Below are 14,855 nucleotides of genomic sequence, written 5' to 3'. Positions count from 1 at the left end.
GCTTTCTATTGGAATGTCTTATTGTTTTTCAACACAATAATCTTATTAAAATAAAAGAGAATGATCAGAATAAATGTATAAATAAGTTGGGTAATAGATTTGAATTAATAAATCAAAAGAGATGGTAAAAATGAGGAATAACATTGAAAAGAATTGGTTGCGGGAGCTGGATTTGAACCAACGACCTTCGGGTTATGAGCCCGACGAGCTACCATGCTGCTCCATCCCGCGACTGAATTGTTGTTTATAGAATTGGTTGCGGGAGCTGGATTTGAACCAACGACCTTCGGGTTATGAGCCCGACGAGCTACCATGCTGCTCCATCCCGCGACTGATACTATAACTTACTGCTTTGTGAATTGGTTGCGGGGGCCAGATTTGAACTGACGACCTTCGGGTTATGAGCCCGACGAGCTACCAAGCTGCTCCACCCCGCGTCTCCACAGAGGGGCACTATACTCAGGATCTGCCGAGTTGCAAGTTTTTTATGAAATTTTTACAGTTTTCTTTTAAAAACGGTCAGAAATAACACATCAAGATGCAAATTTAGGCAGTTATACTCGTCATACTTCAAGTTATTTAGAGAGTATATACTTGATGTTTAAAAGTCATATTGATTGGGTGATAATAGAATGCAGGTACAACATGTATATTCATTATCTTTATTGATTTGGCTTTGGTATCTTTCTCATTCAAAATCAGTACTCAAATTTAGTTATTAAGCGGGAAAAAAATGGTTACTTGGCGAAAATCGTTAATTTTAGGTATGTTAGCGCTTGCCTTGACTGGATGTCATCGTCCAACAGAGCAAGGGCAACAGTATAAAGATGGAAAGCTTAAGCAAGATCTCATTGAGGTAAGTTCGCCAAATACACAAGGTACACCCATTAATGGCCCTGATTACTTACAACAAGTAAGCCAGATAAACCAAACATCATCCCGTTTATACAATAGCAATAAAGAAACTTATCAAGCGGTAGAAAACTGGTTACGATCTGGTGCTGATACTCGCCAATTACGCCAATTCAATCTTTCTGCATTTCAAATGGAAGGGGTTGATAAGTACGGTAATGTTCAATTTACTGGATATTACACACCTGTTCTTGAAGCCCGTTTAACGCAACAAGGTGAATTCCAATACCCTCTTTATAAAATGCCAGCTAATAGCCGTTCAAAGTTGCCGTCTCGTGCTGCTATTTATAATGGTGCATTAAGCCAATCTTTAATTGCAGCTTACAGTAACTCCATTATGGATAATTTTATGATGGAAGTTCAGGGAAGTGGTTATGTTGATTTTGGTGATGGTAAACCTTTAACGTTCTTTGGTTATGCAGGGAAAAACGGACACCCTTACCGTAGTATTGGTAAAGTGCTTATTGATAATGGCGAAGTAGAAAGAAAAGATATGTCTATGCTGGCTATCAGAGAGTGGGCAGATAAACATAGTGATACCGAAGTGAGAAAATTATTAGAAGAAAACCCTTCATTTGTTTTTTTCAAACCAGAGCCTTTTACACCGGTTAGAGGCGCTAGTGCTATCCCACTTGTTGCACTTGCCTCTGTGGCTTCTGACAGAAGTATTATTCCTGCCGGAACTGTGTTGCTTGCTGAAATTCCTGTACTTGATAATACCGGTAATTTTACAGGCGAATATCAAATGCGTTTAATGGTGGCATTAGATGTAGGTGGGGCAATTAAAGGGCATCATTTCGATATTTATCATGGAATTGGTAAAGATGCGGGTCATATGGCAGGTTTTTATAATCATTATGGGCGTGTTTGGGTATTAAAAAAATCACAACTTAACTCATTAAATCCTTCGTCATAAAAACGATTTGCTATTTATCTGTTCGTTATTAACGGTAAAATTATGCAAACGACATGGCTATGGATATTAAGAGCCATGATTATTTCTGTTATTTAGGTTGTTATCGCATTATGCAAAATTCATTATCAGATTCATATTTACAACGCTTTTCTGGAATAGGGCGACTCTATGGGCAAAACGCGTTGTCTTATTTTGCTCAGGCTCATATCTGTGTCGTGGGTATAGGTGGAGTTGGCAGTTGGGCTGCTGAAGCATTAGCACGTAGTGGTATTGGTGCCATCACCTTAATTGATATGGATGATGTGTGTGTGACTAACACTAATCGTCAAATACATGCGTTAAAAGAAAGCGTGGGTCAGCCTAAATGCGATGTGATGAAACAGCGTATTTTAGAAATTAATCCAGAATGCAAAGTGACTAGTATTGATGATTTTGTCACGGTTGATAATGTCGCTGAAATGATGAATAACGACTTTGATTATGTTATTGATGCAATTGATAGTGTAAGACCAAAGGCTGCATTATTAGCTTATTGTCGCCGTTATAAAATTCCGGTGATCACAACGGGTGGTGCTGGTGGACAAATCGATCCAACACAAATCCAAGTGGTGGATTTAGCAAAAACAATTCAAGATCCGTTAGCCGCTAAATTAAGAGAGCGTTTGAAATCTGATTTTAATGTCGTAAAAAATAGTAAGGGAAAATTAGGGATTGATTGTGTTTTCTCAACAGAACAACTCGTTTATCCACAAGGCGATGGTACGGTTTGTGCGGCAAAAAGTACGGCGGATGGTGTGAAACGTATGGATTGTTCAGCCGGTTTTGGTGCTGTAACGATGGTAACGGCATCGTTTGGTTTTATTGCGGTGTCTCATGCTTTGAAGAAGATGCTAGCAAAGGCGCAACGTGCTCGTCATACTTCAAGTTGTAGCGTTGTTGACGGCGTTCATTCACACTAGTCACATACTGATGTATGCTCCTAGCGACTCATTCACTTTTCGCCTAGCTACATCTTGAATTATTTAGAGTATAAAACTTAATGCTGGGATGTGAGTGATTTCAATCGCGCGATAATTGCATTCACTCCGTCAGTGCGAGATTGGCTAATTTGATTAGCCAATCCTAATTGTTCAAAAATCGCTAACATATCGATATCAGCTATTTCTTGTGCCGTTTTATTTTCAACAGCGACTAAAATAATAGCCAGTAAGCCTTTTACAATACGACCATCGCTATCACCATAAACATGGTATTTGCCGTCATTATTTAATTCAACGCCTAGCCACACTCTGTTCTCACATCCTTTGATTTCTTTTTCTGTTGTTTTTAATTCATCAGGTAATGCAGGTAATTTACGAGAAAGTTGAATTAATTGGCGATATTTATCTTCCCATGCTTTTGATTTTTGAAAATCATTAAGCAAGATATCTAGGGTGATTTCATTGCCAAAAGGATGCTGTGTTGTAATGTTGGTCATGATAATTATTCGTCTTTTAAGAGTGTTAACGCAAAAATAACAGCGTCAATAAAGGCATCAATATCAGAAAGTTGATTATAAGGCATAAAAGAAATGCGTAAACAGCCTGAAATATTTAATGAATCAATAAGAGGTTGTGCGCAGTGTTGCCCTGTGCGTAATGCAATACCTTTCTCTGTGATTAATGTTGCTAAATCACTATGATGAACACCTTCGAAATTGAAAGAAACAATCGATGAGTTGGTGGCTCGGTAACTGATAAACCCATTTAGCTCACTCAGACGCCTCTCTGCTTCTTCTGCAAGCTCAAGAGCATATTGGTTAGCATGATGCATATCTTGTTTTTCTAACCAGGCTAATGTGGCTGAAAATGCAATAACACCCACAACATTAGGCGTTCCAGCTTCAAAACGCTGAGGAATAGGCGCGGGAGTAAAACCATCAAATGTTGCGTTAGTGAGCATCTTTCCACCACCATGCCAAGGTGCCATGTCTTCTAAATGTTTTCGTTTACCATAACAAATACCTAACCCATTAGGGCCATAAAGTTTATGAGCAGAAAAAACATAGAAATCGATATCAAATGCTGTGACATCTGTTGGGTGATGCGCAATACCTTGCGCTCCATCGACAACCAGTAAGCAATTATCATATTGATGAACGCATTGAGACACTTTATCTAATGCGATTTGAGCACCTGTCACATTCGACATTTGGCTAACAGCAACAATTCGTGTCCGCTTATTGATTAAAGCATTTAAGCTATTAATTGAAGGTAAAAAATGCTCCTCAATAGCCCAACGGATCACTCGAGCGCCTGTTTGTTCCGCTAGTATCAACCAAGGAATAAGGTTTGCATGGTGTTCTTGCTCACTAACAATTATTTCATCACCTGCTTGTAAGCGTGGACGAAAATAACCTTGAGCAATAAAGTTGAGTGATTCTGTGGTGCCTTTTGTCCAAATAATCGTATCACTATCAGCACTATTGATTAATTCGGCAACTTGTTGACGTGTCGCCTCATATTGTTGCGTTGTCTCTTTAGCATGCTGATATTGGCTACGGTGAACCGTCGCAAAATTATGGCGATAAAACGCATCTGAGGCTTCTATCATGGCGAGAGGCTTTAATGCAGTTGCTGCACTATCGAGATAAATAGTTTTTTCTTTAAGAGCAGGAAATTGTTGTCGAAATAAATCAGGTGAAAATACGTTCATAGTTAGGCTGTATTGGTAGACGAATAAATTTTCGTGATTTGTCGTTAAAAATAGGGCGTATAGATTATACGGTTAATTATATTTATTTATAACGGAAACCTAAAGGCACCCGTTTGTTATAAGTCATTGCGCTCATAATAACACGATTAAGATGATGAAAGTTCACTCAATAAAAAATCACTGAGATCAGATTAAGATCCTATTTTTTCTTGTTTTAATTTATTGGGGATAATTTGTAGTGAGTTTTTTTAGAATAAAGATGATAAATTCATTATAAAAAATGGATGAAAACATCAAAACGGTATGTGTGAGTCATTCAAAAGTAGAGAAAAATAGGGAATAAAAAAAGCACCGCCTTGGCGGTGCACTATAAAATCACTATGGACAGACAGGGTAAATGTACAGGAAGTGAAAAAAAACAGTAGCATCAGCTACTAAGTCTGGAATTTCCAGACAACTTGCAAACACAACATCACAACCACAAAGCCAAAAGTTTCGCAGTATTACTACTACACAACTTTTCGTTCCGGCTTAGGAAGTGCGCTTACTATAGGTATTTACTGGCTAATCATCAAGGGACAATTTATAATGCTTCGCATAAAAAAAACTAATGATGAAAGTTAGGATCTACTAATAGCCAAAATAGGGGTTTAAGAACCGAATATGTCTAAACGTTTACCGCCATTAAATGCGCTTAGGGTTTTTGATTCAGCGGCACGTCATTTAAGTTTTACTAAAGCCGCTGAAGAATTATTTGTGACACAAGCAGCAGTGAGCCACCAAATTAAAACATTAGAAGAATTCCTTGGGCTAAAATTATTTAGAAGACGCAACCGCTCTCTTTTATTAACCGAAGAAGGGCAGAGTTATTACCTCGATATTAAGGAAATCTTTTCATCAATTAACGAGGCAACTCGCAAATTATTAGCTCGAAGCGCGAAAGGCGCACTTACTGTTAGCCTTTCTCCAAGTTTTGCTATTCAATGGTTAGTACCACGGCTATCTGGATTTAATCAAGCTTATCCGGGAATTGATGTGCGAATTCAGGCTGTTGATAGAGAAGAAGATAAGCTGGCTGATGATGTTGATGTAGCTATTTTTTATGGTCGAGGAAATTGGACTGGTTTACGTACAGACCGCCTTTATGCGGAATATTTGATCCCTGTTTGTGCACCATCTTTACTTACAGGTGAAAAACCACTAAAAACCCCATCCGATCTGATTTATCATACATTGCTACATGATACATCTCGTCGAGATTGGCAAGCTTATGTACGTCAATTAGAGATACAAAATCAGATAAATGTGCAACAAGGGCCTATTTTTAGCCATAGTTCAATGGTGATACAGGCCGCTGTACATGGACAAGGCGTTGCATTAGTTAATAATGTAATGGCACGTAGTGAAATAGAATCAGGTCGATTAGTAAGACCTTTTCCAGATGTCCTTGTTAGTAAAAATGCATTTTATTTAGTTTGCCAAGATAGCCAGGCTGAATTAGGTAAAATTGCGGCTTTTCGCCAATGGATTTTATCTCAAGCAGCGAATGAGCAAGAAAAGCTGGGTTTACTGACATCATCTTAATATTGCGATTGGCAAATATCTTCTAGATAGGAAGGAATAAACAGTGAATAGTCGTACATTGCTTATGTTTTCCGCGATTAGTGGCTTCTTTTATGTTGCTTTTGGTGCATTTGCAACTCATAAACTTGCACCGCATTTATCGCCACAACATTGGGAATACATTCAGTTAGCGATGCGCTACCAAATCGTCCATACCTTATTACTTGTCGGGATCGCGGCAATGTTAATGCGTAAAACCATTTTATGGTTTTATTGGGCAGGTATTTTCTTTGGTGTTGGTATTCTACTTTTCAGTGGTAGCCTTTATTGTATGGCGCTAACACAAGTTAGGTTGTTATCTTATTTTACGCCAATTGGTGGATTTAGTTTTCTTATTGGTTGGGCTTTAATTTTTATTGGCGCTTTGCGTCTAAGGGCACCGGCGTCTCGCCATGAATAAAGTTGCATTATATTGTCGCCAAGGTTTTGAAAAAGAGTGCGCGGCTGAGATTACGGATAAAGCAGGTCAAATCGGCGTTTATGGCTTTCCTCGTGTTAAAGAGGGAAGCGGTTATGTGATCTTTGAATGCTACCAAGAAGGTGAAGCAGACAAGATCGCGCGTGAAGTGAGTTTCCGTGAATTAATTTTTGCTCGTCAGATGTTTGTAACAGGTGAATTACTTAAAGATTTACCGCCAGAAGATAGAATCACACCGATTGTTGGAATGTTAAAAGGTGCTGTCGAAAAAGCGGGTGAACTTCGAGTTGAAGTTGCAGATACTAACGAAAGCAAAGAATTATTAAAATTCTGCCGTAAATTTACGGTGCCATTACGTAATCATTTACGTAATGAGAAAATTTTGCTGAAAGTAGAGAATTTTAGCCGCCCTATTATCCATGTGTTTTTTATTGCACCGGGATGTTGTTATGTTGGCTACTCTTATAGTTTTAATAATTCCGCATTTTATATGGGTATTCCTCGATTAAAATTCCCATCAGATGCACCAAGTCGTTCGACATTAAAACTTGAAGAAGCATTTCATATTTTCATTCCTTATGAGGAGTGGGAAGAGCGTTTAGCAAGTGGAATGAAAGCGGTTGATTTAGGAGCATGCCCCGGCGGTTGGACATATCAATTAGTGAAACGCAGTATGATGGTACATGCTGTTGATAATGGCCCAATGGCACAATCTTTGATGGATACAGGACAAGTTCGTCATCACCAAGTTGATGGTTTTAAATTTGAACCTACAACTAAAAATATCACATGGCTTGTTTGTGATATGGTTGAAAAACCAGCTAAAGTTGCTGCATTAATGACAACTTGGATTGCTAATGAATGGTGTCGCGAAGCTATCTTTAATCTAAAACTGCCAATGAAAAAGCGCTATGAGGAAGTCTCTCATATCCTTGAAAAAATAAAGTCAGAGTTAGCGGAAAAAGGGATCAACGTTAAGATCCAAGCTAAGCACCTTTATCATGATAGAGAAGAGATAACGGTTCATATTCAAAATATTTGGGCTGCTTATCGACCAGATCGTGAGTTCTAAAACTGTTCAAAGCACATCGATTTGTTGATGGCAATAAAAGGCTAAGTTTATAAATAGAAACTTAGCCTTTTTTAATGGAAGCGAGTTATTCAAAGATATATTTGCTCGTTGAGTTTTAATAACTAAGAACTGAGCTATTTTAACCGTAACTGTTGTAGATTACCGTTTAATTGAATATCAGTACGTAATGTCGTGATTTTCCGACTGATAAATGCAGACTCTTTATGGGGAATAAGTTTGTTTTTCCATTTAGTCGGAACATCATCAATATGCAGATAGAGTGATTCTAGATCTGGGTGAATTTGTAAAAGTTCGGTAGCACTTTTAGGCCCAATACCAGGAACGCCTGCAACCTTACTGCTACTTACGCCTGTTAATCCCCAATAGTCGGTAAGTTGAGATGGCTCGACACCAAACTCAGCTCTAATAAATTCTAAATCTAACCAGCGTCGTTGAAAATAATCGCGTATACGAACAGAGGGCGAAAGCAACTGGCAATAGCCTTTATCCGTTGAAATAATCGTGACTCGAAAACCTGCACTTGCCACTTTAGTTGCCAATGTTGCGGCAACGTCATCAGCTTCATCACCACCTGAGTGCCAGCTCTGTATTCCTAAATTAAGTAACATTGCTTTAATTTCAGGTAATTGTTGTCGCAAGTCATCAGGCATTGGTGTGCGACCCGCTTTATAATCGGGTAACAGTTTATGTCGCCAGCTACCGTCTCTGTCGTCTTCGTCAAAAACTGCTACGGCATGAGTAGGTTGTGTGTGGCCAAGTAGTTGATTGACACTTTGTTCGCACACTGTAAGGCAGGAAGAACCTGATGCCGCATGAATGCGGCGGATCAGGTTTAAAGCATCAATAATCAGCAAATGTATCATAATAAATTAGCTGATAATCTCGTAACACGGTTGGTAAGCTGTACCACCGGGAAGTTTCATACGGTGTTGCTCAACAAAGCCTGCTAATAAAATATCCATGCGACGCATAATTTCACTATCACCATGAATTTTATAAGGGCCATGAGCTTCAATCGCTTTCATACCCACTTCTTTTACGTTACCCGCGACAATACCCGAGAAAGCACGACGTAAGTCAGCGGCTAATTTTTCTGGTGATTGATTTGTGCTTAGATTAAGTGATGCCATGTTTTCATGGGTTGGTTCAAAAGGATGTTGTAAATCAGCATTGATCTTCATTGACCAGTTAAAGCTATAAGCATCACCTGTGCTACGACGATTATCTTTTACCAATGGCATATATTTTTTCATGATACGAGCTACTTCAGGTGCATCATCAATAATGATTTGGTAATGACGACGAGCTTCGTCGCCTAATGTATTGGCGATAAAGTCATCTAATACATTAAAGTAGTCTGCACTTTCTTTAGGACCAGTTAAAATTAGTGGTAATACTTGGTCTTGGTTTTCTGGAGACATAAGAATACCAAGCAGATACAGCAATTCTTCTGCTGTTCCTACACCGCCTGGGAAAATAATAATACCATGTCCAATTCGTACGAAAGATTCCAGACGTTTTTCAATATCTGGCATAATAATCAGTTCGTTAACTAATGGATTTGGTGGCTCTGCCGCAATGATTGACGGTTCTGTCATACCAATAAAACGGCTATTTCTATAACGTTGTTGAGCATGACCCACAGCAGCACCTTTCATTGGTGCTTCCATTGCTCCGGGACCACAACCCGTACAGATATTAAGCTCACGTAGCCCTAATTCGTTACCTACTTTTCTGCCGTAAAGGTATTCAGTTTCATTGATTGAGTGACCACCCCAGCAAACGATCATATTAGGATCTTCATCAATATGAAGAGCTCGTGCATTACGCAAAATCGAGAAAATGGTATTAGTGATGTGAGTACTATTTTCTAAGTTCAGGTGAAGATCACGTTTTGCTGTTGTGATTTGTCCGTGAACAAACAGTATGTCACGAAGCACTGCAAATAAGTTAGCTTGTAATGAGCGAATAATTTTTCCGTCAACAAAAGCGTCTTCAGGAGGATTGACTAACTCTAGTTTTACGCCACGTTCACGGCGCAGTACGTTAATATCAAAATCTTGGTATTTAGATAACAGTTCTTTACTACTATCAGTAAGGCTACCAGAGTTGAGAACAGCGAGAGAACAATTGCGAAACAGCTGATAAAGATCACTGCTTGCGGTTCTCTTTAGCATATCAACTTCTAGCTGTGAAAGCAGATCCATGGAACCTAATGGGCTGACATGAGTTATCACGTAGGACTCCTTTTTCTCCTGAAATAACAAACTGAAGTGCAACTGATCTTGGTATAACACAGATCATATTAACATACAGGCATTATTCCGTTATTGTCTGGCTAATCGACTAATTTCTGGAACAAACTCACAATTACTACGCCAAGGATTGATATCTAATCCACCGCGTCGTGTATATCTTGCATAAATAGTTAATGTTTCTGGCGCACATAATTGCATGATATCGTGGAAAATTCGCTCAACACACTGTTCATGAAATTCATTGTGTTGTCTAAATGAAACTAAATAGCGTAGTAGTTTTTCACGATCAATCTTTTTACCCTTATATTGAATAGCAACTGAGCCCCAATCTGGTTGATTAGTAATAAGGCAATTTGATTTTAACAGATGGCTGACAAGGGTTTCTTCAACTAGTGTATCGGTTGTCGATTCGTTTAACCATTGCGCATCAAACTGATAATTATCAATTTCAATATCTTGTTCATCAATACACTCTCCAGCAAAATCAACAATAGGTTGTGATGTAAAATGCGAAAGTGGATAAATGGTTAGATTAACTTTGCCTTTAGCACAAGTCGTTAAATCTTTAAGTAAGGTTTTTTCGACGATATCCCAACTTTCAAAACGAGTTTGATTAAAACTATTGAGATATAATTTAAAACTTTTAGATTCAATAAGATTTTCAGTGGTTGCATCTAATTCAACATGACCAATAGCAACTTGTGGTAAGCCTTTGCTATTAAGCCATGAGAGCTCATACATGGTCCAAATATCACCACCATGAAAAGGTAAATTTTCAGCAGTTAAAGAGAGTGAATCTCGATTTAGGCTACGTGGTACACCTTGCAATAATCCGGCATCATATTGATCATGATATTGAGTCTCTTTGCCCAGAGATAATGCTTCAAGAGATTTATCACCTTGATATAAAGACATAATTTACATCCTAACTTTAGCTGAAAATAAAAGAAGGTTAATTATACTATTGAAACATCAATAGTATATGAATGCTTTATTTTTGATGCTCTGAATTAGTGACATAATCAGGTAACATAAAGGAAATTCTTATTTAAATAGATAAAACAGATAATCATGACTGAAAACATCTCCTCCGAACTAAAAGCCTTTACACAAAAGTATGTTGATTTATGGCAAGAAAAATCAGGCTTACCTCCTGCAAGTGAAGATCTTTATGGTGTTCCTTCTATTTGTATATCAAGAACAGGCGATGAAGTTGTTTACTGGTTACCGCAACCTTTTGTAGGAACAGATAAACTAGAAAAAGTTGAAAAAGCAATGGGGATTATTATTCGTCCTGAATTGCACAATTACTTTACCACTCAGTATGCTGGAGATATGCAGGTTCGTTTTAGAGAGATAGATTTCAGCTTGATCCAAGTGTGGAGTGAAGAGGATTTTATTCGCTTACAAGAAAACATTATTGGTCATTTGGTGACTCAAAAGCGTTTAAAACTTACACCAACATTGTTTATCGGCACCACAGATTCAGAAAATGAAATAATTTCTGTGTGTAATGTTTCGGGGGAAGTCATTCTTGAAACTTTCGGCAAACAGAAAAGAGAAGTTTTAGCTGAAAATTTATCTCTCTTTCTATCAGAATTAGTCGCTGTATATAATGAGTGACGTAGTCTATAAACCTTTTTTCTTGTGAGATATGTCTTACAAAAAAGCGTGTGTTTTTTTATCAAAAAACGTCACTGATAAAAATATAATCGGTTTATTTAAATAGAACAATAAGTTATTAACTTATTGTTTTTATTTATAGTTATGGCTCTTTAATTGCTTTTGTTTTGTGGGTTGTTTAACTAATCAATTATTGGCATTCTACGTTCACCAAATAAGGGACTGTTTGGTGACCGATAAAATGTAGAGTAATCAAGGACACAGGAAATAGGATATTTCCATTAATGTGGATACGGACTTAATCACAGGGATAGATAAAAACGGTCTTGCTTGGATGCATGTGTTGTACAGACAACTATTTTTCTTGTCTAAAAGGAGTTTCGGCTCCTTTTATTTTTTTATTTGTTTTCTGCTATTCCATCCCAATGTTATCCTTATTCGTAAGTTTTATATAAGGGATAAATGATGACACCAGAACAACGCATTTTAGCAAAATTGCTCTTGATTGAAGAAGAGATGAAGAACATTGAGCTATGGCAATTAGAATCTCCTACTGAACAAGCATTTGAAAGTGTTGAGCCTTTCTGTATTGATACAATGAGTGCTCATGAATGGTTGCAGTGGGTATTAATTCCGCGATTGTCATCGATGATTGAAAACGAGATGCCATTACCTAATAAATTCGCAATCGCACCTTATTACGAAGAAGCATTTAAAGAAGATAAGAGTCGAGATGTTACTGATTTACTCAATCATTTGCGTGAACTTGACGCAATGTTTAAATCATAAGGTCGATAATGCTAGATATTATTTATCAAGATGAACATCTTGTTGCGGTGAATAAACCTGCGGGTTGGCTTGTTCACCGCAGTTGGTTAGATAGACATGAAACAGTGTTTGTGATGCAGACCCTAAGAGATCAAATAGGGCAACATGTTTTCCCTGTTCATCGTTTAGATAGGCCTACATCAGGTGTTCTATTAATGGCACTTTCTTCTGATGTTGCTAGAGCGCTATCTCAATCTTTTGAACAACATAAAACAGAAAAAATTTATCACGCTGTTGTTCGAGGATACGTTGAAGAGGCGTCTGTTATTGATAGCCCTTTAGTCGAGGAGCTCGACAAAATTGCAGACAAATTTGCAACTCAACCTCCACAAATTCAAGATTGCGTGACGCACTGTCAGCCATTAGGTATTGTTGAAAAAGAGGTTGCGATTGGGCGCTATCCTACATCTCGATTTAGTTTATTAGAGCTACGTCCTGAAACGGGACGCAAGCACCAATTACGTCGCCATATGTCTCATATTCGACACCCAATTATTGGTGATACTGCTCATGGTGATTTACGTCAAAACCGTGGTGTTGTAAATCATTTTCAATCTCATCGCTTGATGTTACATGCAAGCCATCTAAACTTAATTCATCCAATCACATTGCAACCACTTAACTTAACAGCTAAATGGGATCTGCCTTGGCAACACCTTATTAATCAATTTGGTTGGCGTGGATTAAGACCTGAATTAGAGCAGTATGGTGAAGATTTAGCTCATCATTTTTAATTCCTTTCTTAATTTCAAATATTACTTTCTTTGTGTGACTATTAAGGCTTTTTTACTTAAGTCTTAATGGTTTGCGCAAATTTATAATCTATTTTAACTATTTGTAAAATATATAATTCTATTAATTGATCTGATCACATGTTTGAAACGTGACAGCTATCATGTATTCATTAAGCGATTTATTTTATGATGTAAAATAAATAAGGCTTATCATTAGATAAGTTTATGAAATAAAACCCACACTACTTTAAACAAATAAAAACTTACAACATATAAAAACCCACATTCCGGGAGTCTGCTTGATGTTTAAAAACCTATTTGTTGTTTTACAAAAAATCGGAAAGTCCTTGATGTTACCGGTATCTGTACTACCTATTGCCGGTATTTTATTAGGGGTTGGTTCCGCTGATCTTTCATGGATCCCTTCTTCTGTTTCTCAAGTTATGGCAGAGGCTGGTGGTTCGGTTTTCTCTAATATGCCACTTATTTTTGCCATTGGTGTTGCGTTAGGTTTTACCAATAATGATGGGGTATCAGCACTGGCCTCTGTTGTGGCGTATGGCATTATGTCTAAAACCATGATTGTGGTTGCTCCTTGGGTTTTAGGTTTAACACCAGCAGAAATTGAGGCTCAGCACCTTACTGATACAGGAGTATTAGGGGGGATCATCGCTGGTATTATTGCCGCTTCTATGTTTAATCGTTTTTATCGCATCAAATTACCTGAGTATTTAGGCTTCTTTGCTGGTAAGCGTTTTGTTCCTATTATTTCAGGTTTAATCGCTATTTTTGTTGGGATTATCTTAGCCTTTATTTGGCCTCCTATTGGTACAGCAATTCAACGTTTTTCTGAATGGGCTGCGTATCAAAACCCTGCTGTCGCTTTTGGTATTTATGGTGTTGTAGAGCGTGCATTAGTACCATTTGGTTTACACCATATCTGGAACGTGCCATTCCAAATGCAAGTGGGTGAATACGTAAATAGTGCAGGGCAAGTATTCCACGGTGATATTCCTCGCTATATGGCAGGTGATCCAACTGCGGGTATGTTGTCAGGTGGCTTTTTATTTAAGATGTTTGGTTTACCTGCTGCCGCGATTGCGATATGGCATTCAGCACGTCCAGAGAACCGTGTAAAAGTCGGTGGTATCATGATTTCTGCGGCATTAACTGCCTTCTTAACAGGGATCACAGAACCTATCGAATTCTCATTTATGTTCGTCGCACCTATTCTTTACGTTATTCACGCTATTTTAGCGGGCTTAGCATTCGTTATTTGTATCTTGTTAGGTATGCGTGATGGAACCAGTTTCTCTCATGGCCTAATTGATTTTATCGTATTGAGTGGTAATAGCAGTAAACTGTATCTATTCCCAATTATTGGCATACTCTATGCAATAACTTATTACTCTATTTTCCGTTTCTTAATCGTGAAATTAAACCTGAAAACTCCAGGCCGAGAAGTAGAAGATAAAAACGCGAAACAAGCGGATAAAAGTGCTATGGGACAATCTTTAGTCGCTGCGTTTGGTGGCAAAGACAATATCAGTAGTTTAGATGCTTGTATTACTCGTTTACGTATTGGCGTTAAAGAGATTGAAAAAGTCGATCGTGATGAGTTGAAAAGACTAGGTGCTGCAGGTGTTGTGGTTGTTGGCTCGGGTATTCAAGCGATTTTTGGTCCTAAGTCAGATAATCTAAAAACTGAAATGGATGAATATATTCGGTCTTTGGATTCTGGTAAGTGATAAATAAT

14 protein-coding genes and 3 tRNA genes are annotated in these 14,855 nt (G+C 38.0%); 9 read left to right on the top strand and 8 right to left on the bottom strand.

Going from position 1 to position 14,855, the window contains the following annotated elements; translation table 11 throughout:
* Window positions 1–154: 154 nt before the first annotated feature.
* The 3 genes from ACNART_RS11150 to ACNART_RS11140 form a co-directional block, all read right to left on the bottom strand.
* Window positions 155–231 (bottom strand) — tRNA-Met (locus tag ACNART_RS11150).
* 22 nt (window positions 232–253) lie between these two features.
* Window positions 254–330 (bottom strand) — tRNA-Met (locus tag ACNART_RS11145).
* A gap of 30 nt (window positions 331–360) precedes the next feature.
* Window positions 361–437, bottom strand: a tRNA-Met gene (locus tag ACNART_RS11140).
* A 296-nt stretch (window positions 438–733) separates the two neighbouring features.
* Between ACNART_RS11140 and mltA the strand changes: the two genes are divergently transcribed.
* Both mltA and tcdA read left to right on the top strand, forming a co-directional pair.
* The gene (gene mltA / locus ACNART_RS11135; RefSeq protein WP_198620946.1) at window positions 734–1,828 is read left to right on the top strand and encodes a murein transglycosylase A; all 1,095 of its coding nucleotides are present in this window, start codon (window positions 734–736) and stop codon (window positions 1,826–1,828) included.
* Between the two features lie 110 nt (window positions 1,829–1,938).
* Window positions 1,939–2,787, top strand: a complete 849-nt coding sequence (gene tcdA, locus ACNART_RS11130) for a tRNA cyclic N6-threonylcarbamoyladenosine(37) synthase TcdA (protein ID WP_198630374.1) — start codon at window positions 1,939–1,941, stop codon at window positions 2,785–2,787.
* A 77-nt stretch (window positions 2,788–2,864) separates the two neighbouring features.
* Here tcdA and csdE read toward each other — a convergent pair whose 3' ends face one another.
* Both csdE and csdA read right to left on the bottom strand, forming a co-directional pair.
* Window positions 2,865–3,305 carry a cysteine desulfurase sulfur acceptor subunit CsdE gene (gene csdE, locus ACNART_RS11125; RefSeq protein ID WP_198620945.1) on the bottom strand — a complete coding sequence of 147 codons (441 nt, stop codon included), beginning with the start codon at window positions 3,303–3,305 and terminating at the stop codon, window positions 2,865–2,867.
* A gap of 5 nt (window positions 3,306–3,310) precedes the next feature.
* Window positions 3,311–4,522, bottom strand: a complete 1,212-nt coding sequence (gene csdA / locus ACNART_RS11120; RefSeq protein WP_368927959.1) for a cysteine desulfurase CsdA — start codon at window positions 4,520–4,522, stop codon at window positions 3,311–3,313.
* A 663-nt stretch (window positions 4,523–5,185) separates the two neighbouring features.
* Here csdA and ACNART_RS11115 point away from each other — a divergent pair.
* From ACNART_RS11115 to rlmM, 3 genes are read left to right on the top strand one after another with little or no spacing between them, the layout of a single operon-like run.
* The gene (locus tag ACNART_RS11115; protein ID WP_023582728.1) at window positions 5,186–6,106 is read left to right on the top strand and encodes a transcriptional regulator GcvA; all 921 of its coding nucleotides are present in this window, start codon (window positions 5,186–5,188) and stop codon (window positions 6,104–6,106) included.
* A 43-nt stretch (window positions 6,107–6,149) separates the two neighbouring features.
* Window positions 6,150–6,545 carry a DUF423 domain-containing protein gene (locus ACNART_RS11110; RefSeq protein WP_036913817.1) on the top strand — a complete coding sequence of 132 codons (396 nt, stop codon included), beginning with the start codon at window positions 6,150–6,152 and terminating at the stop codon, window positions 6,543–6,545.
* The gene (gene rlmM, locus ACNART_RS11105; RefSeq protein ID WP_109373102.1) at window positions 6,538–7,635 is read left to right on the top strand and encodes a 23S rRNA (cytidine(2498)-2'-O)-methyltransferase RlmM; all 1,098 of its coding nucleotides are present in this window, start codon (window positions 6,538–6,540) and stop codon (window positions 7,633–7,635) included. The genes ACNART_RS11110 and rlmM overlap by 8 nt, the downstream gene beginning before the upstream one ends.
* 134 nt (window positions 7,636–7,769) lie before the next feature.
* Here the strand turns inward: rlmM and xni are convergent, their stop codons facing one another.
* From xni to queF, 3 genes are all read right to left on the bottom strand, one after another.
* Window positions 7,770–8,519, bottom strand: a complete 750-nt coding sequence (gene xni, locus ACNART_RS11100; protein ID WP_368927957.1) for a flap endonuclease Xni — start codon at window positions 8,517–8,519, stop codon at window positions 7,770–7,772.
* A 6-nt stretch (window positions 8,520–8,525) separates the two neighbouring features.
* Window positions 8,526–9,893, bottom strand: coding sequence for a nucleotide 5'-monophosphate nucleosidase PpnN (gene ppnN, locus ACNART_RS11095; protein WP_109373104.1), 1,368 nt, complete (start codon window positions 9,891–9,893; stop codon window positions 8,526–8,528).
* 90 nt (window positions 9,894–9,983) lie between these two features.
* On the bottom strand, window positions 9,984–10,829 hold the full coding sequence (queF, locus tag ACNART_RS11090) for an NADPH-dependent 7-cyano-7-deazaguanine reductase QueF (protein WP_198626190.1): 846 nt from the start codon (window positions 10,827–10,829) through the stop codon (window positions 9,984–9,986).
* A 156-nt stretch (window positions 10,830–10,985) separates the two neighbouring features.
* Between queF and syd the strand changes: the two genes are divergently transcribed.
* The 4 genes from syd (at window position 10,986) to ptsG (ending at window position 14,847) form a co-directional block, all read left to right on the top strand.
* Window positions 10,986–11,537: a SecY-interacting protein gene (gene syd / locus ACNART_RS11085; RefSeq protein ID WP_196532763.1), complete on the top strand. Its 552-nt coding sequence runs from the start codon at window positions 10,986–10,988 to the stop codon at window positions 11,535–11,537.
* A gap of 465 nt (window positions 11,538–12,002) precedes the next feature.
* Complete coding sequence (locus ACNART_RS11080) at window positions 12,003–12,326, top strand: YqcC family protein (protein ID WP_109373107.1); 324 nt, start codon at window positions 12,003–12,005, stop codon at window positions 12,324–12,326.
* Window positions 12,327–12,334: 8 nt separating this feature from the next.
* Window positions 12,335–13,099: a tRNA pseudouridine(65) synthase TruC gene (gene truC / locus ACNART_RS11075; RefSeq protein WP_196574366.1), complete on the top strand. Its 765-nt coding sequence runs from the start codon at window positions 12,335–12,337 to the stop codon at window positions 13,097–13,099.
* Between the two features lie 302 nt (window positions 13,100–13,401).
* Complete coding sequence (gene ptsG, locus ACNART_RS11070; RefSeq protein ID WP_198620940.1) at window positions 13,402–14,847, top strand: PTS glucose transporter subunit IIBC; 1,446 nt, start codon at window positions 13,402–13,404, stop codon at window positions 14,845–14,847.
* Window positions 14,848–14,855 lie beyond the last annotated feature (8 nt).

The sequence above is a fragment of the Proteus sp. LHD240705 genome (assembly GCF_047921555.1).
Classification (GTDB): domain Bacteria; phylum Pseudomonadota; class Gammaproteobacteria; order Enterobacterales; family Enterobacteriaceae; genus Proteus.
The sequence above is the reverse complement of the archived record's forward strand: the minus strand, read 5'-3'. Positions and strand labels throughout refer to the sequence as shown.

Bases quoted from the DNA above. Each gene is read 5' to 3' on its own strand.
- rlmM (WP_109373102.1), top strand. From the start codon at position 6,538: ATGAATAAAGTTGCATTATATTGTCGCCAAGGTTTTGAAAAAGAGTGC.
- ACNART_RS11115 (WP_023582728.1), top strand. From the start codon at position 5,186: ATGTCTAAACGTTTACCGCCATTAAATGCGCTTAGGGTTTTTGATTCA.
- xni (WP_368927957.1), bottom strand. From the start codon at position 8,519: ATGATACATTTGCTGATTATTGATGCTTTAAACCTGATCCGCCGCATT.
- ptsG (WP_198620940.1), top strand. From the start codon at position 13,402: ATGTTTAAAAACCTATTTGTTGTTTTACAAAAAATCGGAAAGTCCTTG.
- tcdA (WP_198630374.1), top strand. From the start codon at position 1,939: ATGCAAAATTCATTATCAGATTCATATTTACAACGCTTTTCTGGAATA.
- ACNART_RS11080 (WP_109373107.1), top strand. From the start codon at position 12,003: ATGACACCAGAACAACGCATTTTAGCAAAATTGCTCTTGATTGAAGAA.
- mltA (WP_198620946.1), top strand. From the start codon at position 734: ATGGTTACTTGGCGAAAATCGTTAATTTTAGGTATGTTAGCGCTTGCC.
- queF (WP_198626190.1), bottom strand. From the start codon at position 10,829: ATGTCTTTATATCAAGGTGATAAATCTCTTGAAGCATTATCTCTGGGC.
- csdA (WP_368927959.1), bottom strand. From the start codon at position 4,522: ATGAACGTATTTTCACCTGATTTATTTCGACAACAATTTCCTGCTCTT.
- csdE (WP_198620945.1), bottom strand. From the start codon at position 3,305: ATGACCAACATTACAACACAGCATCCTTTTGGCAATGAAATCACCCTA.
- truC (WP_196574366.1), top strand. From the start codon at position 12,335: ATGCTAGATATTATTTATCAAGATGAACATCTTGTTGCGGTGAATAAA.
- syd (WP_196532763.1), top strand. From the start codon at position 10,986: ATGACTGAAAACATCTCCTCCGAACTAAAAGCCTTTACACAAAAGTAT.